Source organism: Nonomuraea sp. NPDC049649, assembly GCF_040675175.1.
In the GTDB taxonomy this organism is placed as follows: domain Bacteria; phylum Actinomycetota; class Actinomycetes; order Streptosporangiales; family Streptosporangiaceae; genus Nonomuraea.
The window spans coordinates 35,018-58,142 of the sequence record NZ_JBFAOH010000028.1 but is presented as its reverse complement, the minus strand read 5'-3'; the positions used below and the strand labels follow the sequence as shown (position 1 = coordinate 58,142).

Sequence of the window (23,125 nt, the reverse complement as noted above, 5' to 3'; positions counted from 1 at the left end):
AAGGTCCTCGCCGGGGAGACGCGCGCCGCGCGACACAGCTCGGGCTGTGTCCGATCGGGGCTGCGCCCCGAACCCCGGCGAGAGGGCTCCGCCCCCTCGCGCTCCCCCGTTCCCGCCGGCTCAGAAGAGACCCTGCTTCCCGGCCCAGGTGACGAACTGACCCGGGCCGCAGGGATAACGGGCACCCGTCATCAAGAGCGCATCCACGAACCCCGCGGCGGCCGCCCGATCGAGCGTCCCGCACTGCACCCCTCTGGCCACCACCCAGAGGGTTCCGTGCACCTCCAGCCCTTCGCATCGGGCCGCCATCCTGGCATCGCGGTCATCGATGATCGCGACAGCGCCATGAGTCTCGGCCCACGCGAGCACGGTCGCTTCCCCGCGATTGTGTTTCTGACAGGAGAAGGCCTGGACCCATTTCGCCAGTGACACGAGTTCGTTCAGGCCGTCGACATGGACGGTTTCCAGCCACTGCTCGAAGTCGATGGTCAGGCCGTTGCCCGCCAGTTCTTCGCGCACCGCCGCGGTGGTGACGTTGCGCCAGGGGCGGACAATTGATCCGAGCACATCGAGCCTGTCGGCCAGGGCGGCGTGGTGGAGGGCCGAGGAGTCCCAGGCGAGTATGACGGGGTCCGCATCGGTCATGGCGCGAGGGGCTCCGTCTCGCGTGGTGGCAGGTCTTCCCGGGTCAGCCGTTCCCGCAGCAGCTCGCCGACTCGTGCGGCGGTGAGCCTGCCCTGTTTCCACGCCGCGAGGACGGCCTTGCGCCAGCCGGGCCCCGTCTCGCCGATCTCCAGGTCGGTGCCGGGCTCACGCCCGAGGACCGCGAGGAAGTCTCCGCGTACCGGGGTGGCGGGGCGTAGTCGCTGCCGCTCGGCCGTGTCGATCAGGCCGAGGTGGGAGGCCGTCGCCACGGTTACCGACCAGGACACGCGGTAGACGCCGGACAGGAAGATCAGCTTTGTCCGGGGAGACTCGTCGGGAGACTCCGCCCACCTGCGGCGTACGGCGTCGCCGGGTAGCAGGAGTTCGGCCGCGAAGGCGTCGATGAGCTTCTCGCGTTCGTCCAGGCTGGCCGCGACGCCGACGTCGCTGTGGTAAGCGTCCTGGAGCAGGTGGTGTCCGAGTTCGTGCGCGGCGGTGAATCTGCGGCGGCCCGGTGGCGCCTGGCCGCCGACCACAGCAACCCCGTATCCGTCCAGGAGGAGCGAGGCGCCGTCGGCGTCACGGTCGACCACCCGGATGTACAGGCCGAGCTTCTCGGCCAGCTCGGCCATCGACGGAATCGGGTCGGACTTCAGGCCGGCGGTCTTTCGTACCTGATGAGCGAGTGCGCGCGCTCCGGACTCGTCGTCGACGGACGGTGTGGAGGGCGGCGGGGGCGGGATGAGGAGTTCCCTGTCGACGAGCCAGCCGGTGTCGCGGGCGAAGGTCTCCAGGTCGGCGTCGAGGAGAAAGCGCTGACGCGAGGTGGCGTCGGCGTCCTCGGCCAGGGACTGCCTGCGTGAGGTGACGGCTGTGGGAGGCCGGCTGACGAAGTGGGCGACCGGAAGTTCCAGCAGCTCCGCGATCCTCATGAGTTCGAGGGCCGAGACCTGCCGCTGACCGGCCTCGATCCGTACGAGGGCGGTGCGTTCCAGCCCCACCTGGGATGCGAAGCTCGCCTGGGTGAGACCGTGCGCCAGGCGGGCCTCGCGAACGCGCTCGCCGAGTTCCGCCCAGTCCTCCACATCAGCCACAGTGGGATATTCGCACATTCCCTGGTCAAGCGCTACTGCATTCGCCGGAAACGACTCCGGAGCTCCGCGAGGTGGCGAAGCCGTCGCGGATCCGGGAAACGCTTGATCGTCGGATGCGTCGCCCGGCAGCCTGATCCCCGCATCCAGAGGGACGGAGACCGCATCTTGTCAGCCGAAGGGAAACGCCACCGGGGCCTGCCGACCCCGATCGTGGCCTTGTTGACGACGGTCGTGGTGGTCGTCGGCCTGGGGTGGGCCGCGCTGCATTTCCTCTTCGCGCCCGACATCTCGCGGGTGGACCCGGACGCGCTCGCGGAGTTGCACGCCATCGGCCAGGTCGTCGGCGAGGACAGCGCCATGGGTCATCAGTGGGAGAACTCCTACGTCGAGCTCAAGAAGTACGTGATCCATCTCGAGGCGTGTTCGTCACGGCGGAGCGCTTCGAGGACTTGGGCTACGTGAGCGACGAACTGCGCAAGGCCGCCGAGGCGGCGGGGGTGCCGCCGGACACGGTGGTGCTGGTCACCGCTTCTTACGGCTGAACGAGGGGCCTAGGCGCGGCGGGCGATGCCTTCCAGGGCGTGGTCGACGATGCGCTCGGCCAGGTCTTCCGGCAGGTCGCCTTCGGGGCCCCACCTGCCGAACCAGATCAGGGCGCCCGACAGGAGCGCCAGGCCCATGTCGATGTCAAGGTCGGGGTCGAGCTCGCCGTTGGCGCGGCCGCGGCTGAGCACCCGCCTGATGGCCGTCAGCCGCGGCTCCATCGCCTGCTTGAAGAAGCGCTTGCCGACGCTCTTGGGGCTGTCGGCCTCGCTCATCGCGACGTTGATCACGCAGCGGGCCCGGCGGTGGCCGACCTCGCGGCGTACGACGTCGAGCAGGGCGATGAGGTCGTCGCGGACCGACTCGCCCGCCAGCGGCGGGAGCGGCTCGCGCATGGTGGCCAGCGCGTCGACGACCAGGTCTTCCTTGTTGGCCCAGCGCCGGTAGATCGTGGTCTTGCCCACACCGGCGCGGGCCGCGATCGCCTCGATGGTCAGCTCGGCGACGCCCAGGCCTTCGGCGATCAGGTCGAGGGTGGCCTCGATGATCGCCTTCTCGGCCTTCTCACTGCGAGGACGGCCCGCGCGGGCCTGGGGCTGGGTGGTCATTGCGATCTCAGACTACCGCTGGTTTCTGCTGGTCCGGCTGCGGGAGGGGGCGTGGCTTGCCGGGCATCCAGCGGGCGACGACGCCGGCGCCGAAGAGGGCGATGACGGCCGCGGACAGCGCGGTGACGTGCATGCCGTGCACGAAGGCGTCGTTGGCCAGGTCCATGAGCGGCGCGCCGCGCTCGCCGAGGGAGCGCGCCACCTCGGCCGTCGCCATGATGGATTCGCCGCCGGCGTGCTGGACGTGCGCGGGCAGCCCTTCCAGGGCGGGCGCGATCTGGCTGCGGTAGCTGGACGACAGGACCGAGCCGAGCACGGCGACGCCGAGCGCGCCGGCGACCTGGCGGACGGTGTTGCTCATGGCGGAGCCGACCCCGGCCTTCTCGCGGGGCAGCGCCTCCATGATGGCGGTGGTGGCGGGCGGCATGATGTTGGCCATCGCGACGCCCTGGACGAAGAACATGGCCAGCATCACCGGGATCGGGGTGTGCAGGCCGAAGAACGTGTAGCCGAGCAGGACCGCGGCCAGCACCAGGAGGCTGACGGTGGCCGACAGCTTGGCCCCGAACCGCTGGTTCACCCGCTGGCTGAGCGGCGCGAAGATGAGCTGCGCGACCGCGATCGGCAGTGTGAGCGCCCCCGCCTGCACCGGGCTGAACCCCAGCGCCGCCTGCAGGTAGAAGGTGAGGAAGAACATCCCGCCCATCATCGCGAAGAAGACGATGCCGATCGTGGCGATGGCCGAGGTGAACCGGACGTCGCCGAAGTAGCGCACGTCGAAGGCCGGGTGGTCGATACGCCGCTCCCACCAGACGAACGCGGCCAGCACCGCCGCGCCGGCGATCACCGGCAGGACCACCTCGGGGGCGGTGACGCTGGCCAGCTCGCCGCCGCGGATGATGCCGTAGACGAGGGAGACCAGGCCGACGATCGACAGCACCACGCCCACCGGGTCGAGCCGCGACGGCTTGGGGTCGCGCGACTCGGGCACGATGGGCCCGATCAGCGCCATGCTGACGAGCACGATCGGCACGTTGATCAGGAAGACAGACCCCCACCAGAAGTGCTCCAGGAGCAGCCCGCCGGTGATGGGGCCGATGGCGATGGCCAGGCCGACGCCCGCCGCCCACACTCCGATCGCCTTCCCGCGCTCCCGTGCCGGGAAGACGTTGGAGATGATGGCGAGCGTGGCCGGCATGATCGCCGCGCCGCCGATGCCCATCGCCGCCCGTGCCAGGATGAGCTGGGCGGGGTCCTGGGCGTAGGCGCTGGCCAGGGACGACAGGCCGAACAGCACCATGCCGATGAAGAGCATGCGCTTGCGGCCGGTGCGGTCGCCGATCACGCCGAAGGTGAACAGCAGGCCGGCGAAGACCAGCGTGTAGGAGTTGATCGCCCATTCCAGCTCGCTCTGGGTGGCGCCCAGCCCGGCGACCGGGTCGGCGATCGTCTTCATCGCCACGTTGAGGATCGTGTTGTCGAGCACGACCGCGAGCAGGCTGAACACCAGCACGCCGAGGATCGCCCACCGGCGTGGATGTCCCGCGTTCTCGTCCATGAGCACACCTTAATTTCGATACGTTCGAGTTTCGCTACGCGAACGTATCGCATCATGTTTCGATACGCAACGGTATCGTTTCGTATCGGCTCAGGCAGAGAGCCCTTCCGGCACCTTCCCGGGCTCCGGCGCGGCCTGCGCGTCACGACGCCAGAACGGCAGCGCCACCAGCACCATCACCACCCCCGCCGCACCGGCCGCCACGAACGCCCAGGACGGCCCGTACAGGTCGATGACCTTGCCGGCGATCGGCGCGGAGATCGCGCCGCCGATCAGCAGCGCGGTGCCGTGCAGGCCCATCGCCTCGCCGCGCGCGCCCGCCGGCACCCAGCGGGTGAGGGTCTCGACGGTGGACGAGAGCGCGGGCGCGCAGAGCAGCCCGGACGGCAGCAGCGCCAGCACCAGCCACCACCAGCCGCCGGAGACCAGCGCCACCGGCACGGTCAGCAACCCCATCGCGGCGATCAGCGCCAGCGGCGAGAACCCGCGCGACAGCATCCCGTACAGGAACCCGCCCGCCAGCGAGTAGAAGCACCAGATGCCGACCGCCAGGCCGATCCACTGCGTGTGGCCGCTGCCGTTCATGGTGCCGACCACGGCCAGCTCGGTCGCGGTGAGCACGAACGTGGCGGCGGAGACGGTGCCGAGCAGCGCCACCGTCCGGGGGTTGAGCCAGGCCCGCCGTGGGACCACGACCTGCGGCTCGGCCAGCTCGGCCGCCGACCTGGTGGGCGGGTTGAGCACCAGCAGCCCGAGCCCGGCGGCGGTGGTGCCGGCCGCGATGGCGCCCATCGTCGGCGCGCTGCCCAGCAGCGTGATGCCCGCCACCGCGAGCGCGGGCCCGGTCATGTAGGAAACCTCGACGAACATCGAGTCGAACGAGTACGCGGTGCGCCGCTGCTCCAGCGGCACCATCGCGGCCAGGCACTGGCGGATCACCCCGAACACCGGCAGCGCGAGCAGCCCGGCCAGCGCCGCCGCGCCGATCAGCACCGGGAACGGCAGCGCCCACGCGCACGACCAGAACAACGCCTGCGCGGCCGTGGTCACGGCGAGGACCGGGCGCAGCCCGTAACGGTCCACGAACCTCCCGGCCAGCGGCGAGCCGACGGCCATGCCCGCCGTGCTCGCCGCCGTGACGACCCCCGCCGGCAGGTAGCCGAGCTTGAGCGTCTCCACGACGTGCAGCGTCAGCGACATGCCCATCGCCGTCGCGGGCACCCGGGCGAGCAGCCCCACCACGAGCAGCACGCCCACACCCGGCAGCCGGAACAGCCGCCGGTAAGGTTCGATAGCCATTGTGATTGCTTACCTCCGGGCCCATTCTTCCAGGAAGCACCGACAGTTCCGCGACAGGTTTTCGCCGCGGGCGCATCGGCTGGCATCATCGGAGTGAGTCCGGGGACGCCATCGGGGCGCCTCGAGACGTGTTCGGAGGTTGACCCTGATGTCTTCAACCACCCTGTACGGCGGCGTCACCGGCCGCCGGGTCACCGTGCGCGACCTCGCCGCGGCCAAGGAGCGCGGGGAGCGGTGGCCGATGATCACCGCTTACGACGCGATGACGGCCCGGGTGTTCGACGAGGCGGGCATTCCCGTCCTGCTCGTGGGCGACTCGGCCGCGATGGTCGTGTACGGCTACGACTCCACGCTGCCGGTCACCGTCGACGACCTGCTGCCGCTGACCGCGGCGGTGGTGCGCGGCTCGTCACGCGCGCTCGTGGTCGCCGACCTGCCGTTCGGCTCGTACCAGGCCTCGCCCGAGCAGGCGCTGGAGTCGGCGGCCCGGTTCATGAAGGAGGCGGGCGCGCACGCGGTCAAGCTGGAGGGCGGCCGCCGGGTCGTCCCCCAGGTCGAGGCGCTCGTCGCGGCCGGCGTGCCGGTCATGGCGCACCTCGGGCTGACCCCCCAGTCGGTGAACACGCTCGGCGGCTACCGCGTCCAGGGGCGCGGGGAGGCGGGCGACGAGCTGATGGCCGACGCCAAGGACCTGGAGCGGGCGGGCGCGTTCTCGGTCGTGCTCGAATGCGTGCCCGCCGAGCTGGCCGAACGGGTGACGGCCTCGCTGTCGATCCCCACGATCGGCATCGGCGCCGGCGCCGCCACCGACGCCCAGGTGCTCGTCTGGCAGGACATGGCGGGGCTGACCCCCAGCCCGGCCCGGTTCGTCAAGCGGTACGCGGACCTCGGCGCCGAGCTCGGCCGGGCCGCGCGGACCTACGCCGAGGAGGTCGTCAACGGCGCCTTCCCCGGGCCGGAGCACGCCTACCGCTGATCCCCCTACAGTGATCGCGTGGGACTCGACGCTTTCGTGCGGTGCCGGTGCTGGGAGGAAGGGCGCACCACCGAGCCGCCGGTGCCGCGCGAGCTGATCACGGCCGACGGCGAGGACCTCGCGCTCCCGTACGAGGGGAACGAGGAGCTGTTCGCCGCGTTCGACGGGTGGGTCCACTCCGGGGCGTGCGTCCACCCGGACATGGAGTACGCGTCGGCCCGCGTGTCCAACTGGAGCGGCTACCGCATGTTCCGCGAGGCGCTGGCGCGGGCCGGCTGGGAGCACTTCCCGGTGCTGCGGGCGGAGCTTCCCCAGGGCAACGGCGGCGAGCTGGAACCCGAGGCGGCCCGCGCGGTGCTGGAGGAGCTGCGGTTCTTCAGGGAGGAGGCCCGTCTCGGGTCCGAGACCGTGCTCGTGGACGACACGGGCGAGGTCGTCGTCACCTACGTCGCCGCGTACGAGGGCGTGTTCTTCTGGGACGGGACATACGGGCGCCAGGTCGGCGCCGACCCGCGCGGGCTGTTCGTGCGCGGGTCCGGCACGGAGCTGTTCCGGGCCCGGCGGTGCCTGCACGAACCGCTCGGGCCGTCGGGGCGCGGCGTGCTGCTGCGGCTCACCGACCTCGACACCGGCGAGGCGGTGGAGCTCGAACTCGGTCAGCCCGTGGCCGGACAGGACCGGCCGGTGCGGCTGGAGGTCGAGGAGCGCCCGGTCACAGCCGGGCGCTACGACTACATCCTCCGCCCGCTGACAGAGGTCTGCGAGGCGTCCGTCGCGATCGGCAACCCGGTCGAGTGGTGCTGACCCCCGGCATCACACCTTCTCACCGGAATCCCCTCGGCATCACACCGTGTTCTCCGCCCTCACCGGCATCACACCTTGTCCTCCATCTTCACCGGAATCGCGGGGCGGCGGGCCGCCGCGGAAACCGGCCAGGACCCGGTTCGTGACCGGTCATTCGGCGGTGAGCGTGGCGGGGTCGGTGTTGGAGCCGCAGAGCACCACCGCCACCCGCTCGCCGGGCCCGGGGATGTAGGCGCCCGACAGCAGGGCGGCGTACGCGGTCGCGCCGCCGGGCTCGGTGGCCAGGCGGTGCTTCTCCCAGAGGGTGCGGCGGGCGGCCACGATGGCGTCCTCGGCGACCAGCACGCTCCGGGCGCCGGCCGCGCCGAGGATCCCGTACGCGATCTCGCCGATCACGGTGGCGCCCAGCGAGTCGGCCGCCACCCCGCTCACCTCCACGGGCACCGGCCGGCCGGCCTTCAGCGCCTCATGGAAGGTCGGGATCCGCTCCGGCTCCACACACACGATTTTCGGCCGCGCCGGCCCGAAGCCCGGCGGAGGCGGCGGGCCGACCGGGTCGGGAGGCGTGGCGCCGGAGCCGAGGTAGATGCCCGCGGCCAAGCCGCCCCCGCCGACGGCGACCAGGATCGTGTCGACGCCGCCCGTCTGCTCCATCAGCTCCAGACCGGTGGTGCCCTGCCCGGCCACCACCTCGGGCTGGTCGTAGGCGTGCACCACCAGCGCGCCCGTCTCGGCGGCGCGTTTGGCCGCCGCCTCCGCCGCCTCGGAGTAGATGGCGCCGCCCTGGTTGATCCGGGCGCCGAGCGCGCGCAGCCCGGCCACCTTGACGGGGCTGGTCACCTCCGGCACGAAGATCTCCGCCCGCACCCCCAGCGCCCGCGCCGCGTACGCGACCGCCAGCCCGTGGTTGCCGCCGCTGGCCGCGATCACCCCGCTCGCCGGCAGCTGACCCGCCGCCAGCATCCGGTTGAACGCCCCGCGCACCTTGAACGACCCGGAGTGCTGCAGCAGCTCCAGCTTGAACACGAGCCCGGGCGCGACCTCCAGGACGGGGGTGCGCAGCACGTGTCCCCCGATCCGCCCGGCCGCCGCCGCCACGTCGTCGTAGGTCACCGTCACCGCTGCTCCCCGATGTTCAGGCTCTCTCTCCAGGCTCTCACGCCAGCGCCTGCTCGAAGTCCGCCCAGAGGTCCTCGGGATGCTCGATGCCGACGGCGACCCGTACCGTGCCCTCGCCGATGCCGTGCCGGGCCAGCTCGTCCGGGCCGAGCGAGCGGTGCGAGGTGGTCGCCGGGTGCAGGATGAGCGTCTCGACCCCGCCCAGCGACGGCGCGACCAGCGCGAGCCGTACCGACCGCATGAACCTCTCCCCCGCCGCGCGCCCGCCCGCCAGGTCGAACGAGAAGACGCCGCCGAAGTCGGGCAGCAGCTTGCCCGCCACCTCGTACGAGGGGTGGGTGGGCAGCCCCGGCCAGTGCACGGCCGCCACCGCCGGGTGTCCGGCCAGGCGGGTGGCGAGCAGGCGGGCGTTGCCGCAGTGGCGTTCCATGCGCAGCGCCAGCGTCTGCATCCCGCGCAGGGTGAGCCAGGCGGCGAACGGGTCGGGCGACGGCCCCAGCTCGACCGCGAAGTGCCAGAGCTTGCGGTAGAGCGCGTCGTCGGCGAAGACCGCCATGCCGCCGAGCACGTCGCTGTGCCCGGACAGGTACTTGGTGGTGGAGTGCACGACGACGTCGGCGCCGTGCTCGATCGGGCGGCACAGCAGGGGCGTGGCGAAGGTGTTGTCGACCACGCTGACCAGGCCCAGCTCGCGGGCGGTGGCGCACATCGCGGGCAGGTCGGCGACGCGGCACATCGGGTTGGCGATGGTCTCCAGGTAGACCAGCTTGGTCTCGGGCCGGGCGGCGGCGCGCAGCGCGGCGGGGTCGTGCTCGGGCACGTAGCTGACCTCGACGCCGAACCGCGCCACCAGCTCGTTGAGCATGGCCGCGGTGCCGCCGTACAGGGCCCGCTGGGCGATCAGGTGGTCGCCCGGCTTGAGCAGGCCGAGCAGCACCGTGTTGATGGCGCCCATGCCGGAGCCGGCGGCCACGGCGGCGACGCCGCCCTCCAGCCCGGCGACGGCCTCTTCCAGGGCGCGGACGGTGGGGTTGCTGTAGCGGCCGTAGACGTAGGCGCCGTCGGGGGCGGTCATGCCCTCCGCCATGACCGCCGGGTCGTCGAAGGCGAAGCCGGACGTCTGGTAGATGGGCACGCTGATCGGGCGGCTGCCCTCGACCACGGGGTGGGGCACGTGAACCGCACGAGTTTCGGGGCGGTATTCGGTCATGTAAGTAAGGATGTACGGGAAAGTCCTGCGAGATCAGATCCAATCCCACAAGATTGGTCCATGAATGGGGCCAATATCGACCAGCTCGTCGACCTGCTGGGCCGCTGGGCGTCCGGCCGCGGGCCGCTGTACCTGCTGCTCGCGACCCGGCTGCGGGTCCTCATCGACGACGGCGTGCTGCCGCCCGGCGCTCTCCTGCCGCCGGACCGGGTGCTGGCCAGACGGCTCGCGGTCGGGCGCGGCACCGTGGTGGCCGCGTACGAGCTGCTCCAGCGGGAGGGCCGGGTGCTGCGGCGGCAGGGCAGCGGCACCCGGGTCGCCGAGGTGGACCTGCCCTCCACCCGTACGGCCGACGGGGTGACGGCGAACCCGCTGCTGCTGCACATCCTGCACCCGCCCGACGGGGTGACGCTGCTGACCTGCGCCGCCCCCGACGAGCCGCCGCCGGAGCTGGCGGAGGCGTACGAGGAGGCGGCCGGGCGGCTGGCGGGCATGCGCGACCTGGGCTACCAGCCCGCCGGTCAGCCGGAGCTGCGGGAAGCGGTGGCGGCCTACTACCGGCGGCGCGGCCTGCGGACGACCGCCGAGGAGATCATCGTGACGACAGGGGCGCAGCAGGCGCTCACCCTGCTGGCGGGGCTGCTGGTGTCCCCCGGCGACCGCGTCCTCACCGAGTCCCCGACCTACCCCGGCGCCCTGGAGGTCTTCCGGCACGCCGCCGCGGCCCTCCGCCCGGTCACCCTCGACCCGCTCGTGGAACGGCTGGGCACGAACCGCCCGGAACCGCCCGGCCACCCCCGCAGGTCCCCGGAACCGGCAGCCGGCTCTCCCGGGGAGCCGCGCCGCCACCCCCAGCCGGTCGACCTCGTACCCGCCATGCGGGAACGCCCCGCGCTGCTCTACACGGTCCCGACCGCGAGCAACCCCGCCGGTTCGATCATGGAGAGCGCCATCCGCCGCAGGGTCGCCGCGGTCGCCGCCGAGCACGACATGCCGGTCATCGACGACGAGGTCTGCGCGGAGCTCTGCTTCGACGCCGAGGTTCCGGCCCCGCTCGCCGCCTACACGACCGGCGAGCAGGTGATCACGGTCGCGTCGCTGAGCAAGGTGGTCTGGGGCGGCCTGCGCATCGGCTGGATCAGGGCGCCGGCGCCGCTCGCCGCGCGCCTGGCCCGGCTCCGCGCCGTGCACGACCTCGGCGGCGACGCGGTCTCCCAGCTCGCCGCCGCCGCGCTGCTGCACCGTCTCGACGAGATCAAGCGCGCCCGCGTACGAGTCCTGCGCGCCCGCCACGACCACCTCTGCGGCGAATTACGCGACCGCCTGCCGTCCTGGTCGTTCGAACCCGCCGAAGGCGGCCAGACGATCTGGGTGCGGCTGCCGCGCGGCGAGGCCGACTCGTTCGCCCAGGTCGCGCTCCGGCACGGGGTGGCGGTGCCGCCGGGCCGCGCCTTCGACCCGCTCGGCGGCCTGGCCGACCGCATCCGGCTGCACTTCCAGCTCCCGGAGGCGGAGCTGTCGGCGGCGGTCCGGGCCCTGGCCTCGGCCTGGCACGCCTACGACGACACGCAGCGGCTCTCGTCACGGCCCACCCTCGTCGTCTGAGTCGGCTCTCGGCGGATCCGCCCAGAGCTGACACTCCGGTGGCCAGCGGCCCGCGTGCGGCAAGGTGTGGGGATGACCTTCGTGCTCGTACACAGCCCGAGCGTGGGACCGTCCACGTGGGCGCCGGTGGCCGAGGCGCTGGAGCGCCGGGGCCACACGGCGGTGGTGCCCGACCTGACCCGGATCACCGAGGGCGGCCCGCCCTACTGGCCGCGGATCGTGGCGGCGGTGCGCGAGGCGGCGCCCGGCGACGGCCCGCTCGTGCCGGTGGCCCACAGCAACGCCGGCTGGTTCATGCCGGTGATCAGGGAGGGGCTGGGCGACCGGGTGGTGGCGTGCGTGTTCGCCGACGCCGCCCTGCCGCCGGAGCGCGGGCTGGTCAAGCCAGGAGAGGAAAACGTCCTGCCGTTCCTGCGCGAGCTGGCCGGGGAGGGCGGCGTGCTGCCGCGCTGGACCGACTGGTGGAGCGAGGAGGACGTGGCGCCCATGTTCCCGGCCGGCCGCCCGGAGGTGCGCGAGCGGGTGGTCGCGGAGCAGCCGCGGCTGCCGCTCGCCTTCTACACCGACGTGGTGCCGGTGCCCGCGGGCTGGGACGGGGTGCGCTGCTCGTTCCTGTGGTTCGGCCCGCCGTACGACACGCTCGCGGAGCAGGCCCGGCGGCGCGGCTGGCCGGTCCGGCACCTCCCGGGCCGCCACCTGCACCAGATCGTCGACCCGGAGGCGGTGGCCGGGGCGCTGGTCACGCTGTCGCGAAGGTCGTGAATTCTTCACTGCCGCCGCGCGCCCGCGCCCGGCAGAGTCGGGTGCATGACAGCGATCCTGGTAAGCGGGCTCAGGAAGCGTTACGGCGCTTTCGAGGCGGTCAAGGACGTCTCGTTCGAGGTGCCCGAAGGACAGATCTTCGCCCTGCTCGGCAGGAACGGCGCGGGCAAGACCACCACCGTGGAGCTGCTGGCCGGGTTGCAGCGGCCTGACGGCGGCTCGGTGCGGGTGCTCGGCCTCGACCCGGTGGCCGACCGGGCGGCGGTACGGAGACGCATCGGCGTCATGCTGCAGGAGGCGGGGTTCTTCCCCGACCTGACCGTGGCGCAGACCGTCGACACCTGGCGCGGCTTCACCTCCGCGCCGCGCCCCCGCGACGAGGCGCTGGAGCTGGCCGGGCTCCGCGCCAAGGCCGCGACCAAGGTGCGGCAGCTGTCCGGCGGCGAGAAGCGGCGGCTCGACCTGGCGCTGGCCCTGCTGGGCCGGCCTGGCGTGCTGTTCCTGGACGAGCCGACCGCCGGCATGGACCCGGAGGCGCGCGCGAACACCTGGGAGGTGGTGCGCGAGCTGGCCCGGGAGGGCACCACGATCCTGCTGACGACGCACTACCTGGAGGAGGCGCAACGGCTGGCCGCCTCGATGGCGATCATGGAGGAGGGCGAGGTGGTGGCCGCGGGCGACATGGCGGGCACGCTCGCCGGCCTGCGCGGCCGGGTGGCGTTCCGGCTGCCGCCGGGCGTCGGGCCGGAGGATCTGCCGCTGCCGGTCACGCTCGACGGCGAGCTGGCCGTGTGCCGCGCCGGCGACCCCGACCTGGCCGCCCAGACGCTGCTGACCTGGGCCGCGGGCCGCGGCCTGCGGCTGGCGGGCCTGGAGGTCCGCACCGCCACCCTCGAAGACCTCTTCCTCGACCTGCCCAGGAGCACACGATGACCCTCGCCGCCACCTACCGGCTCGGCACCCGGCTGTTCTGGAAGGACCGGGGCATGCTCATCGGCACGGTCATCACGCCGGTGGGGCTGTCCATCGGGCTGCCGGTGCTGATGCGGAACGTCACCGCCGAGGGCGTGGCCGCCGCCGCCCACCTCTTCCACGGGATGATCGCGATGACCCTGGCGATCACCACGTTCATGACCGTGGTCGTGGCCATCACCACCCGCCGTGACCAGCTCGTGCTCAAGCGGCTGCGCACGACCGAGCTGACCGACGCGCAGATCCTGGGCGGGCAGATCGCCAGCGTCGTCACGCAGACCGTGGTCATCATCGCGCTGTCGGTCCTGGCGGTGCGGCTGCTCGCCGGGGTTCCGCTGCCCGGCGACCCGCTGCTGTTCACTGCCGCCGTCGTGCTGGGATCGGCGGTGATGGCGCTGCTGGGCGCCGCCTACACGGCCGCGATCCCGCGCGCCGAACTGGCGGCGGCGTTCGCCATGCCGGTGTTCCTGCTGGCGGGGGTGGGCGCCGGGGCGATGGGGCCGATCCCACTGCCGTCGTTCCTCCAGGCGGCACTGGACCTGCTTCCGACCGCCGCCGTGGTGTCCGCGATCCGGCACGGCGAGGTGCTGGTGCCCGCCCTGATCCTGGCCGGCTGGACAGTGATCGGGATCGCCGGGCTACGGCTCTGGTTCCGGTGGGAACCGCGGCGCTCATAATCGACTCGTGACCTCCACCTCCACCTCCGCCAGGCGCATGGCGAGCGGCCTGCTGACCGGCGTCGCCGTCGCCTACACGGTGCTCGGGCTGCTCTACTACCTGGCCGGGCCGCTGCCCGGGCTGCTGGCCACGCTGGTCATGCTCGCTGTCGTGGGCCTGCACTACGTGAACATGCGGGCGGGCCTGCGCGGCGAGCGGCCCGCCCGCTTCCCGCTCACGCTGGTGCTGCAGGCCCTGGTCACCTTCGTGCCCGACTACCTGCTGCCGTCCGGCTACTCGTCGGTGGCGGCGCCGCTGCTGGCCGGGAGCGTGCTGGTCTTCCTGCCGCTGCGCTGGGGCGTGCCGCTGGTCGGCGTGATGACCGTGTACGTGGGAGGCGCGCTCTGGATGGGCCCGAACTTCGCGGTGGTGACCTTCTTCTACGCGCTCTCCGTGCCGATCACCGGGGCCATGATCTACGCCCTGGTGCGGCTGGCCCGGGTCGCCGCCGAGTTGGAGGAGGCCCGGGCGGAGCTGGCCGAGGCCGCCGTGCTGAAGGAACGGCTGCGCATCTCCCGCGACCTGCACGACGGGCTGGGCCGCAGCCTCACGGCCATCGCGCTCAAGGGCGACCTGGCCTCCCGGCTGCTCGACCGCGACCCGGAGTCGGCGCGGAGCGAGGTGACGGAGCTGGTCAGCGTGGCCCGGGAGGCGGCGCAGGACGTGCGGCAGGTGGCGCGGGGCTATCGCGAGCTCTCACTGGCGGGTGAGGTGGACCGCGCGGTCGCGCTGCTGGAGTCGTCGGGGGTGCGCTGCCAGGTCCACCTGGCCGACGCGACACCGCCGAAACGGTCCGACGATGCGCTGGCCTGGGCGGTGCGGGAGGCGGTCACCAACATCGTGCGTCACAGCCGCGCCACCACCTGCACGATCACCACGTCCGTCCGCGACGGGCGGCTCCGGCTGGAGGTCGCCAACGACGGGGCCGGGGACGCTCCGGTGGTCAGCCGGGGCGGCCTGACCGGGCTGGCCGAACGGGCCGCCCAGGCAGGAGGCACCCTCACGGCGGGGCCCGGCGAGGCGGGTGGTTTCCTGCTGGTGGTGGAGGTACCGGCATGACGGTGATCAGGGTGATGCTGGCCGAGGACATGCACATGATCCGGGCGGCGCTCACCGCGCTGCTCCGCCTGGAGCCCGACATCGACGTGGTCGCCGAGGTCACGCGCGGCGACGAGATCGTCCCGGCCGCGCTGAAGACCCGCCCCGACGTCGCGATCGTGGACATCGACCTGCCGGTGGTCGACGGCATCACCGCCGCGGCGGAACTGCGGGAACGGCTTCCGGACTGCCGCGTGCTCGTGCTGACGGCGCTCGGCCAGCCCGGACACGTGCGGCGCGCGCTGGCGAACGGGATCGAGGCGTTCCTGGTCAAGGACGCCCCCGGCGACCGGCTCGCGGACGCCATCCGGCGCACCGCCGCCGGGCTGCGGGTGCTCGACCCCGAACTGGTGTCCGCGGCGATGGAGTACGGCGAGAGCCCTCTGACTCCGCGCGAGTCGACCGTACTCAAGGAAGCCTCCCGAGGGGCGTCGGCGGAGGAGATCGCCTCCCGCCTGCACCTGTCCCCCGGCACCGTCCGCAACTACCTGACGAGCGCCATCACCAAGACGGGCGCCCGCAACAAGATCGACGCCGTCCGCATCGCCCAGGACGCCGGCTGGCTCTGAGCAGGACACCATCCGCGCGGAACGGCCGCCAGAGGCAACGCAAGCGGCAGGCAGAGGGAGACACCACCTCTGAGCGACTGCTACAGGCCCTGTGACGGAGGGGACACCACCCTCCTCACTGGCTCTGAGCGACGCTACGGCTCGCACAGGCGGAGGTAGGCACGGGCCGCTAAAGGACCGGTGGGCACGACTGTCAGAGACCGCGGAGGCGGAGGTAGGCGGCGAGTTCGGCGGCGCCGTCGAGCATGGCGCGGCTGCGGCGGCGCAGTCTGGAGCGCCACTCCGAGAGCGCTTCCTCCAGGGGACCGGCGCCGTCCGCCTCCCGCACGGCGGCGACGGCGCGGGCGATCCGCGCCAGCGGGTAGCCGCCGCGCCGGAGCTGGCGGGCCAGGTGCGCGTCGCGTACGGCGGCGGGCGGGTAGCGGCGGTAGCCGGTGGCGGGGTCGCGTTCGGCGTGGAGGATTCCGGCCCTCTCCCATTTGCGCAGGGTGGCGGGGTGGAGGCCGAGCTGGTGGGCGAGGGCGCCGACGGTGGGCGCGCCGCTCATCGGGCGGTCCCCGGCCGGGTCGAGGGCGGCGAGGGCGGCGGTCACCTCGTCCAGGGTGGCCCGGTCCCGGAGGAGTTCGGCGTGGCCCTGGTCGACGAGGCGGGCGACGGTGTCCTCGTCGCCCGCGTTGGCGGCGCGCAGGATGGCGGCCGCGCCCCGGTGCCCGAACCCCGGCCGGAGCGCGAGGAAGGCCCGGAGCGCCTGAGCGTGGACCGGCGTGTAGTGGCGGTAGCCCTGGTCGCCGCGGGGCGCCGGGGGCAGGATCCCGTCGTCCTCGTAGTTCCGCACGGCCTGCGCGGACAGCCCATGCTCGCGGGCCAGGTCGCTGGGCCGGAGCCGGTCGGCGCGCCGCACCGTCACCTCCCGTGGAGGGACTGTCGTCAGATGTCGGTGATGCGGATGCCGGCGTGCGCCTTGTAGCGGCGGTTGACCGAGATGAGGTTCGCGGTCAGCGCCTCCACCTGGAAGGCGTTGCGGAGCCGCCCGCCGTAGACGCCGCGCACGCCCGGGATCACGTCGGCCAGCGCCTGCACGGTGTCGGTCGCCTCCCGGTCGTCGCCCAGCACGAGCACGTCGAGGTCCACCTTCTCCACCGCCGGGTCGAGCAGCACGACGGCCGACACGTGGTGGAACGCCGCCACCACGCGGCTGTCGGGAAGGACCGCCGCGGCCTGCTGCGCGGCGCTGCCCTCCTCGACGGGCAGCGCGTAGGCGCCCCTCTTGTCGAAGCCGAGCGGGTTCACGCAGTCGACCACGATCTTGCCGGCGAGCTGCGGGGCCAGCGACTCCAGCAGCGCCTTGTGGCCGTCGTAGGGGACGGCCACGATGACCAGGTCGGTCTCGGCCGCGACGACGGCGTTCTCCGCGCCGGTGGCGCCGCCGCCGATGGACTCGGCCGCCTCACGCGCCCGTTCGGCGCTCCGCGACCCGATCATCACCTTCAGCCCGGCCAGCGCGAACCGTCGCGCCAGCCCCTTCCCCTGGTCTCCGGTGCCGCCCAGAATGCCGATGCTCAGCCCGCTCACGTCAGTCATAGGACGCATCATGCCAGCAGGCCTTTCACACCTCTGAACCGAGGTGCGATATGACCCATTAACCCGGAATGTCACGCCATGGCCAGCGGAGATCACCGCCAAACCTCTGACCCCGGCCGCACCCGTCAGGCACCATGGAGGCCATGGACTCAGGGGCTGTGGCAGACCTGCGCGAAATCCTCGCCGGCACCGTATGGGTGGAACGCACCCGCGAACTGGGCAGGGCGCTGCGCACCACCCGCTCCCCCGGCGGGCTGCTGCTGGTCGGCACGCCCGACGACGAGCCCTGGCACCTCACCGCCCACCTCGCCGACGAGGCCCGCCTGTCCGGGCTGCCGCAGCTCGCGCCCACCCTGGTGCGCTGGTCGCCGCCCCCCGGCGCCCCCGCCCACCTGCGGGTGGGGCTGGAGCGGATCGAACGGGCGGCGCGCGGCGAGACGCTGTTCGTGGTGGCCGGGGAGCAGGCCCCCGTCCCGCTCCTGGAACGGGTCGACGACGCCCGCCGCATCGGCGCCACCATCCTGGCCCTGGAGGGCGGCGACACGGAGCTGGCCGGGCTCGCCCACGACGCGATCACCGTCCCGCAGCACGCGCCGGTCAGCTTCGACGGCGCCCAGCACCTGGTGAGCACCGCCGCCGGCGAGATCCCCCAGCGGCCGGGCCTGCGCGACCGGCTGGCCCGCCTCCTCGACAAGCTGAGCGGCCCGCAGGTCACCGACTAACCGGCCGCCTCCTCGCGGGGCCGTCCGAGACGGGCGCTGAGCGTCGATTCCAGCTCGGCCGTGGCCCGTTCGATGGCCGCGATGACGACCGACTGCACCGGATCGGGCTCGCCCGACCGGGTCCGGCTCACCCGCGTGACGGCGTCGATCCGCCGGGCGCCCACGTCGCGGATCTCGCTGACCAGCACCTCGCCCTCCGGCACGTCCAGCAGCGCCAGCGTGGGCACGATCGCCACCCCGCGCCCCGCCGCCACCAGCGCCAGCGTCGGGACGAAGTCGGTGATGACGTGGACCCGGCGCGGCTCGAACCCGTGCAGCCCGGCCAGCCGCTCCAGCGCCTGCCCGCACGCCAGGTGCGGCTCGCACGCCACCCACGCCACCTCGGCCAGTTCGGAGACCCGGCGGGGCGGCTCAGACCAGTCCGGCGGCACCACGACGCGGTACTCGTCCACGAACAGGGCGCGCGTGGCCAGCGACGGCTGGGGCAGCACGGGCCGGTTCATGTCCTGCTCGGTGATGAGCACGTCCACGGCGCCCAGCCGCAGCTCCTGCAGCGCGGGCGGCCCGAACACCTCGTGGATGGCGGGCTCGATCTTGGGATGGCTGGCGGCCAGGTCGCGCAGCGCGGGCACCAGGATGTGCTGGATCACGGTGGGGAACGCGGCGATGCGCACCGGCCCGGCCAGCCGCTCGGTGAAGCGGGTCAGCTCCCGCCGGGCCTCGGCCAGTTCCTCCTCGACCCGTTCGGCGTATCCGGCGAGCACCCGACCGGCCGGGGTGAGCGAGACGCGCCGCTGCGAGCGGTCGATGAGCGCCAGCCCGACCTCCCGTTCCAGCTGGGCGAGCTGCTGGGAGACGGCCGAGGCGGTCAGGTAGAGCGCCTCGGCGGCCCGCGTGACGCCGCCGCGCAGGTGGACCTCGCGCAGCACGCGCAGCCGCCGGGGGTCGATGTCCATGAAGCGAGCGTACGCGTGTCTTACGCGCTCTTTAACGGCCTTTATGACGGCAGAGCGGCGGGGAGCCACCGGGCTTCCCCGCCGCACTCGTCATTGGTCCTCTTCTTCGTCCGCCTCTTCCCACGCCTTGTTACGGGCGTCGGCGCGCTCCAGCGCGCCCGCGGCTTCCTGCTCGGTCGCGTACGGTCCCATCCGGTCCTTGTTGGGGCATCCCATCTCGGGTTCGACCCGCATGTGCTTGAGACAGAACCACCACTGGCCATCGGTCACGAGGTCCATTCTGCCCCGTAGACTCGTGTTTCATGACGACACTGCTCCAGCCCGGCCGAGTTTCGCCCATGCGAAAGGTTCCCGCCCACATCGTGCGGCCGGAGTACGTCGGCAAGAAGCGCCCCAAGACCGGCGAGCCCGACGTCAAGACCCCCGAGATCATCGAACGCATGCGGGTCGCGGGCCGCATCGCCGCCCAGGCGCTCCAGGAGGTGGGCAAGCACGTCCAGCCGGGCGTCACCACCGACGAGCTCGACCGGATCGGCCACGAGTTCCTGATCGACCACGGCGCCTACCCCAGCACGCTGGGCTACAAGGGCTACCCCAAGTCGCTGTGCACGTCGATCAACGAGGTGATCTGCCACGGCATCCCCGACGACACGGTGCTGCGCGAGGGCGACATCGTCAACGTCGACATCACCGCCTACATCGACGGGGTCCACGGCGACACCGACGCCACGTTCCTGGTCGGCGAGGTCGACGAGGAGTCGCGGCTGCTGGTCGAGCGCACCCACGAGGCGATGATGCGCGGCATCCGGGCCGTCGCGCCGGGCCGCCAGCTCAACGTGGTCGGCCGGGTGATCGAGGCGTACGCCAAGCGGTTCGGCTACGGCGTGGTGCGCGACTTCACCGGCCACGGCATCGGCACGACCTTCCACTCCGGCCTGATGGTCCCCCACTACGACGACCCCTCGCTCCGGGTCGAGCTGGTGCCGGGCATGACGTTCACGATCGAGCCGATGCTGACGCTGGGCACGATCGAGTACGAGATCTGGCCCGACGGGTGGACGGCCGTGACGAAGGACCGCAAGCGCACGGCCCAGTTCGAGCACACGATCGTGGTCACCGAGACGGGCAGCGAGATCCTCACCGCGCCCTAGGCACGACCCCCGTCACGGTGGTGCCTTCCCCGGGCACGCTGTTGACCGACAGCGACCCGCCCAGGTCGGCGAGCGCCGCACGCATGCGCCCGATGCCGCCGCCTTCCTGTGGCTGCCGGAAGCCCTTGCCGTGGTCGCTGACGGTCATCCGCAGGCCGCCGCGGCCCACCGTGACGGCGATCGACACGGTCCTGGCCTCGCTGTGGCGTGCGACGTTGTCGAGCGCCTCGGCCAGCACCGCGAGCACCCCCCTGGCCACCCGCGGCGGCACGTCCGAGCCCGGCAGCGCCCACGTCTCGACCGATATCCCCGTCCGCCTCGACCACTCCGCCAGGTGGCCCTCCAGCGCTTCGGCCAGACTCTCGCCCCCGCGCATGCGCGTCTCTTCCATGTGCCGATCCAACGCCTTCCTGAGGCCTGGGCATTCCGGCTTCACCGCCGGCGCGGAAACACGGAGCTCAAACCCCCCGTGGCGGGCTCGCGTCTCCCCATCCCGAAAAGGCTACCCGGCGTTCTCCGGGCGTGCCGCTGAAGTCAGCAGGCCCTTCCCGAACGGCTACTCGCGTTTGTCGAGCTCGTTCAGCCTGGCCAGATAGTCGTTGTACGAGCTGAGCTCCGGGTCGCCGGTCCGCGCGGCGGTACGGTCGGCGCGCCGGGCCTTGCGGTCCTCGCTGCGGTACCACTGCGTCGCGATGGCCAGCAGCACGATGAGGGTCGGGATCTCGCCGAAGCCCCAGGCGATGGCGCCGCCGTTCTGCTGTTCCAGCAGCAGCGGCCCGCCCCAGGTCCGGCCGAGCTGCTCGTAGTAGATGGGCGCGATGAGCGTGCCCATCATCATCAGCGCGATGCCGAAGAACGCGTGGAACGGCATCGTGACGAAGAGCAGCAGCAGCCGGCCCACGTACGGGAGCTGGTGGGGGCCGGGGTCGACGCCGATGACCACCCAGAAGAACAGGCAGCCGCTGAGGAGGAAGTGGAGGATCATGAAGACGTGCCCGAGGTGCTCCTTCATCGCGGCCTCGAACAGCGGCGTGAAGTAGAGCGCGTACGTGGACACGATGAAGATCGCGGTGGCGATGCCCGGATGGGACACCACGCGCACGTACCCGCTGTGCAGGATCGCCATCAGCCACTCGCGCGGCCCGCGGTCGCCGCGCCGGGCGGCGGGCTTGAGCGCGCGGAGCGCGAGCGTGACGGGGGCGCCGAGGACCAGGAAGATCGGCACGATCATGGCCAGCGTCATGTGCTCGATCATGTGGACGTCGAACATGACCTTGGCGTAGCGTGCCAGCCCGCTCTGGGTGGTGAAGACCAGGATGGCCACCCCGGCGAACCACGACGCGGTGCGGCCCCAGGGCCAGGTGTCGCCGCGCCGCCGCAGCCGCAGGACGCCGGCCCCGTACAGCCCCGCCAGCAGGGCGGCCAGCAGCGCGAAGGTCAGGTCGAACCACCACAGCGTGAAGATGTTCCCCATCGTGAGCGGCGGCGGGACCGGGTGGCCGAGGAGCTCAAAGGCGCGGTCGGGGGGCAGGCTGACCGGCGGGGGCGGGGTGCGCGACAGCGCCACCGCCAGCCCGGTCGTCGCCGTCATGAGCAGCAGCTCGCCCGCCGCGAGCCGGGTGAACGCGCGCGGGCGCCCGGCGTCGAGGTCGACGAGCGTGCGCTGGCGGTGCCACCAGCCGACGTAGCCCAGCAGCACGAACCCGACGATCTTGGCCACGATGAGCACGCCGTAGCTGGACGTCCAGAGGTCCGACAGCGACGCGAGCCGGGCGATCACGCTGAACACGCCCGACAGGCCCACCCCGAGGTAGATCCAGACCGCCATCCGGGAGAACCGGTTCGCGGCCACGTCGAGGTGCGGCTGCTTGAGCACCGCGTGCAGGGCCAGCACGGCCAGCCCGCCCACCCACAGGCCGAGCGTCAGCATGTGGAGGGTGACCGAGGTGATGGCCAGGCCGTGGTTGGGCGAGGAGGCGGAGTGACCGGTCAGCGCCGGCGGCATCAGCGCGGCCAGCCCGAGCAGCAGCAGCCCGGCCGTCGCCCCGGCGGTGATGACGCCGCGCGAGAACAGCGCGATCGACAGGGAGAACAGCACCACGAGCGTGAGCGCGATGCCGGGGCTCTCCTGCGTGGCGTAGCCGACCAGGAAGTTGCGGTTGAGGACGGCGGGGACGGGCCGCGCCCACACGTCGCTCACGCTGAAGATCATGGTGACGAACGCCGTGCCGGCCCAGACGAGCCCGGTCCAGGACGCGGCCCGCACGTAGCCCTGCGCGGTCTTGCCGAGCACGCCCTTCTCGTTGGGCAGCAGCATGGCGGCGGCCAGCAGCAGCCCGACCGTGGCGAGGCCGGCGACGTCCATGGCCAGCTTGGAGACGGGCAGGCCCCATCGGGTCAGGACACCCGACGTGGGCACGCCGAGGATGACCCGGGGGAACGCCGCGCCTCCGGCGATCATGGAGATGACGAGGGCGGCGACGGCGGCCGCCGCGGCTGCGAGCGCGAGACGCGCGGCCCTGGTCACGACTTCTTCTTCCGCGTGCTGACCGCGAAGCCGATGCCGATGCCGGCCAGCGCGCAGATCACGAGCAGGAGCCAGACCGGGACGGCGGCGGCGTCGCTCTCGGCGGCCGCCTCCTGCGCGGGCTGGGCGTCGGCGGAGGACTCCGCCGCGGGAGACGGCGGGGCGGCCGCGCTCTCCTCCACCGGCGGGCTCTCCTCCACCGCGGCCGGAGTGTCGTCCGCGGCCGGGCTCGGCGGCGGGGCGGCGCCCTTGACGGTGAACGGCACCTCGCCCTCGATCGGGTGACCGTCGGAGGAGACGACCCGGTAGCCGATGGTGTACTTGCCGTCGGGCAGCTCACCCTTGAGCTTCTGGGTCACCTTCACTCCGTCGAGTTCCGGGTCGCCGGTCTGGTGCTGGGTGTCACCCGGCCCGCGTACGACCACGAACGGCATGCGGACCTTGCCGGTGAACTCCAGCGTGATCTCGTCCACGGACTCGACCGTGGCGTCCTTGGCGGGGGCGCTGCTCTTGAGCGAGTCGTGCGCCAGCGCCGGCCCGGCGGTGACGAGGACGAGCAGCGCGGCGAGAGTCGCGGTGACGGCCGCGAGCGGGGAACTCTTCATGGCA

Annotated in this window: 25 protein-coding genes; 11 read left to right on the top strand and 14 right to left on the bottom strand. The window is 72.7% G+C overall.

Features of this window, described 5'->3' with window-relative positions; genetic code table 11:
• Nucleotides 1–120: 120 nt before the first annotated feature.
• On the bottom strand, nt 121–645 hold the full coding sequence (locus AB0J42_RS27835; RefSeq protein WP_364299441.1) for a hypothetical protein: 525 nt from the start codon (nt 643–645) through the stop codon (nt 121–123).
• Nucleotides 642–1,739 (bottom strand): XRE family transcriptional regulator, encoded by a 1,098-nt coding sequence (locus AB0J42_RS27830; RefSeq protein WP_364299439.1) that lies wholly within the window; start codon nt 1,737–1,739, stop codon nt 642–644. The genes AB0J42_RS27835 and AB0J42_RS27830 overlap by 4 nt, the downstream gene beginning before the upstream one ends.
• Nucleotides 1,740–1,904: 165 nt before the next feature.
• Between AB0J42_RS27830 and AB0J42_RS27825 the strand changes: the two genes are divergently transcribed.
• Entirely contained in the window at nt 1,905–2,201 is a 297-nt protein-coding gene (locus AB0J42_RS27825; RefSeq protein WP_364299437.1) for a hypothetical protein, read from the top strand.
• An 89-nt stretch (nt 2,202–2,290) separates the two neighbouring features.
• On the opposite strand, the gene AB0J42_RS27820 is transcribed toward AB0J42_RS27825, so the two are convergent.
• The 3 genes from AB0J42_RS27820 to AB0J42_RS27810 all read right to left on the bottom strand — a co-directional run bounded on the left by AB0J42_RS27820 (nt 2,291) and on the right by AB0J42_RS27810 (nt 5,747).
• Entirely contained in the window at nt 2,291–2,890 is a 600-nt protein-coding gene (locus AB0J42_RS27820; protein ID WP_364299435.1) for a TetR/AcrR family transcriptional regulator, read from the bottom strand.
• Nucleotides 2,891–2,897: 7 nt separating this feature from the next.
• Nucleotides 2,898–4,448 (bottom strand): MFS transporter, encoded by a 1,551-nt coding sequence (locus AB0J42_RS27815; protein ID WP_364299433.1) that lies wholly within the window; start codon nt 4,446–4,448, stop codon nt 2,898–2,900.
• Nucleotides 4,449–4,538: 90 nt separating this feature from the next.
• Nucleotides 4,539–5,747, bottom strand: a complete 1,209-nt coding sequence (locus tag AB0J42_RS27810; protein ID WP_364299431.1) for an MFS transporter — start codon at nt 5,745–5,747, stop codon at nt 4,539–4,541.
• Between the two features lie 148 nt (nt 5,748–5,895).
• Here AB0J42_RS27810 and panB point away from each other — a divergent pair, with 148 nt between their 5' ends.
• Nucleotides 5,896–6,723: a 3-methyl-2-oxobutanoate hydroxymethyltransferase gene (gene panB / locus AB0J42_RS27805; protein ID WP_364299429.1), complete on the top strand. Its 828-nt coding sequence runs from the start codon at nt 5,896–5,898 to the stop codon at nt 6,721–6,723.
• 18 nt (nt 6,724–6,741) lie between these two features.
• The gene (locus AB0J42_RS27800) at nt 6,742–7,527 is read left to right on the top strand and encodes a hypothetical protein (RefSeq protein ID WP_364299427.1); all 786 of its coding nucleotides are present in this window, start codon (nt 6,742–6,744) and stop codon (nt 7,525–7,527) included.
• A 150-nt stretch (nt 7,528–7,677) separates the two neighbouring features.
• On the opposite strand, the gene AB0J42_RS27795 is transcribed toward AB0J42_RS27800, so the two are convergent.
• Nucleotides 7,678–8,646, bottom strand: a complete 969-nt coding sequence (locus AB0J42_RS27795) for a threonine/serine dehydratase (RefSeq protein ID WP_364299425.1) — start codon at nt 8,644–8,646, stop codon at nt 7,678–7,680.
• Nucleotides 8,647–8,683: 37 nt separating this feature from the next.
• On the bottom strand, nt 8,684–9,856 hold the full coding sequence (locus tag AB0J42_RS27790; RefSeq protein ID WP_364299423.1) for an aminotransferase class I/II-fold pyridoxal phosphate-dependent enzyme: 1,173 nt from the start codon (nt 9,854–9,856) through the stop codon (nt 8,684–8,686).
• A gap of 60 nt (nt 9,857–9,916) precedes the next feature.
• Between AB0J42_RS27790 and AB0J42_RS27785 the strand changes: the two genes are divergently transcribed.
• The 6 genes from AB0J42_RS27785 to AB0J42_RS27760 all read left to right on the top strand — a co-directional run bounded on the left by AB0J42_RS27785 (nt 9,917) and on the right by AB0J42_RS27760 (nt 15,579).
• Complete coding sequence (locus tag AB0J42_RS27785) at nt 9,917–11,461, top strand: PLP-dependent aminotransferase family protein (RefSeq protein ID WP_364299421.1); 1,545 nt, start codon at nt 9,917–9,919, stop codon at nt 11,459–11,461.
• Nucleotides 11,462–11,533: 72 nt separating this feature from the next.
• Nucleotides 11,534–12,223, top strand: coding sequence for an alpha/beta hydrolase (locus AB0J42_RS27780; protein ID WP_364299419.1), 690 nt, complete (start codon nt 11,534–11,536; stop codon nt 12,221–12,223).
• 45 nt (nt 12,224–12,268) lie between these two features.
• Nucleotides 12,269–13,156: an ABC transporter ATP-binding protein gene (locus AB0J42_RS27775; RefSeq protein ID WP_364299417.1), complete on the top strand. Its 888-nt coding sequence runs from the start codon at nt 12,269–12,271 to the stop codon at nt 13,154–13,156.
• Entirely contained in the window at nt 13,153–13,872 is a 720-nt protein-coding gene (locus AB0J42_RS27770; RefSeq protein WP_364299415.1) for an ABC transporter permease, read from the top strand. Before AB0J42_RS27775 ends, AB0J42_RS27770 begins: the two co-directional genes overlap by 4 nt.
• Before the next feature lie 7 nt (nt 13,873–13,879).
• On the top strand, nt 13,880–14,971 hold the full coding sequence (locus AB0J42_RS27765; RefSeq protein WP_364299413.1) for a sensor histidine kinase: 1,092 nt from the start codon (nt 13,880–13,882) through the stop codon (nt 14,969–14,971).
• A gap of 2 nt (nt 14,972–14,973) precedes the next feature.
• Complete coding sequence (locus AB0J42_RS27760; protein ID WP_364299483.1) at nt 14,974–15,579, top strand: response regulator transcription factor; 606 nt, start codon at nt 14,974–14,976, stop codon at nt 15,577–15,579.
• 193 nt (nt 15,580–15,772) lie between these two features.
• On the opposite strand, the gene AB0J42_RS27755 is transcribed toward AB0J42_RS27760, so the two are convergent.
• A complete protein-coding gene (locus tag AB0J42_RS27755; protein WP_364299411.1) occupies nt 15,773–16,480 on the bottom strand; it encodes a MerR family DNA-binding transcriptional regulator in 708 nt (235 codons plus the stop codon).
• A 26-nt stretch (nt 16,481–16,506) separates the two neighbouring features.
• Nucleotides 16,507–17,160, bottom strand: coding sequence for an NADPH-dependent F420 reductase (gene npdG, locus AB0J42_RS27750; protein WP_364299409.1), 654 nt, complete (start codon nt 17,158–17,160; stop codon nt 16,507–16,509).
• 143 nt (nt 17,161–17,303) lie between these two features.
• Here npdG and AB0J42_RS27745 point away from each other — a divergent pair, with 143 nt between their 5' ends.
• Nucleotides 17,304–17,882 carry a hypothetical protein gene (locus AB0J42_RS27745; RefSeq protein WP_364299407.1) on the top strand — a complete coding sequence of 193 codons (579 nt, stop codon included), beginning with the start codon at nt 17,304–17,306 and terminating at the stop codon, nt 17,880–17,882.
• Here AB0J42_RS27745 and AB0J42_RS27740 read toward each other — a convergent pair.
• Nucleotides 17,879–18,838, bottom strand: coding sequence for a LysR family transcriptional regulator (locus tag AB0J42_RS27740; protein WP_364299405.1), 960 nt, complete (start codon nt 18,836–18,838; stop codon nt 17,879–17,881). The two genes, AB0J42_RS27745 and AB0J42_RS27740, sit on opposite strands and share 4 nt — an antisense overlap.
• A 90-nt stretch (nt 18,839–18,928) precedes the next feature.
• Nucleotides 18,929–19,117 carry a hypothetical protein gene (locus AB0J42_RS27735; RefSeq protein ID WP_364299403.1) on the bottom strand — a complete coding sequence of 63 codons (189 nt, stop codon included), beginning with the start codon at nt 19,115–19,117 and terminating at the stop codon, nt 18,929–18,931.
• Between the two features lie 23 nt (nt 19,118–19,140).
• On the opposite strand from AB0J42_RS27735, the gene map reads away from it, so the two are divergent.
• Nucleotides 19,141–19,989: a type I methionyl aminopeptidase gene (gene map, locus AB0J42_RS27730; protein WP_364299401.1), complete on the top strand. Its 849-nt coding sequence runs from the start codon at nt 19,141–19,143 to the stop codon at nt 19,987–19,989.
• Here map and AB0J42_RS27725 read toward each other — a convergent pair.
• From AB0J42_RS27725 to AB0J42_RS27715, 3 genes are all read right to left on the bottom strand, one after another.
• Nucleotides 19,976–20,380 (bottom strand): ATP-binding protein, encoded by a 405-nt coding sequence (locus AB0J42_RS27725; RefSeq protein WP_364299399.1) that lies wholly within the window; start codon nt 20,378–20,380, stop codon nt 19,976–19,978. The two genes, map and AB0J42_RS27725, sit on opposite strands and share 14 nt — an antisense overlap.
• A gap of 165 nt (nt 20,381–20,545) precedes the next feature.
• Entirely contained in the window at nt 20,546–22,516 is a 1,971-nt protein-coding gene (locus tag AB0J42_RS27720) for a bifunctional copper resistance protein CopD/cytochrome c oxidase assembly protein (protein WP_364299397.1), read from the bottom strand.
• The gene (locus AB0J42_RS27715) at nt 22,513–23,121 is read right to left on the bottom strand and encodes a copper resistance CopC family protein (RefSeq protein WP_364299395.1); all 609 of its coding nucleotides are present in this window, start codon (nt 23,119–23,121) and stop codon (nt 22,513–22,515) included. The genes AB0J42_RS27720 and AB0J42_RS27715 overlap by 4 nt, the downstream gene beginning before the upstream one ends.
• Between the last annotated feature and the right edge of the window lie 4 nt (nt 23,122–23,125).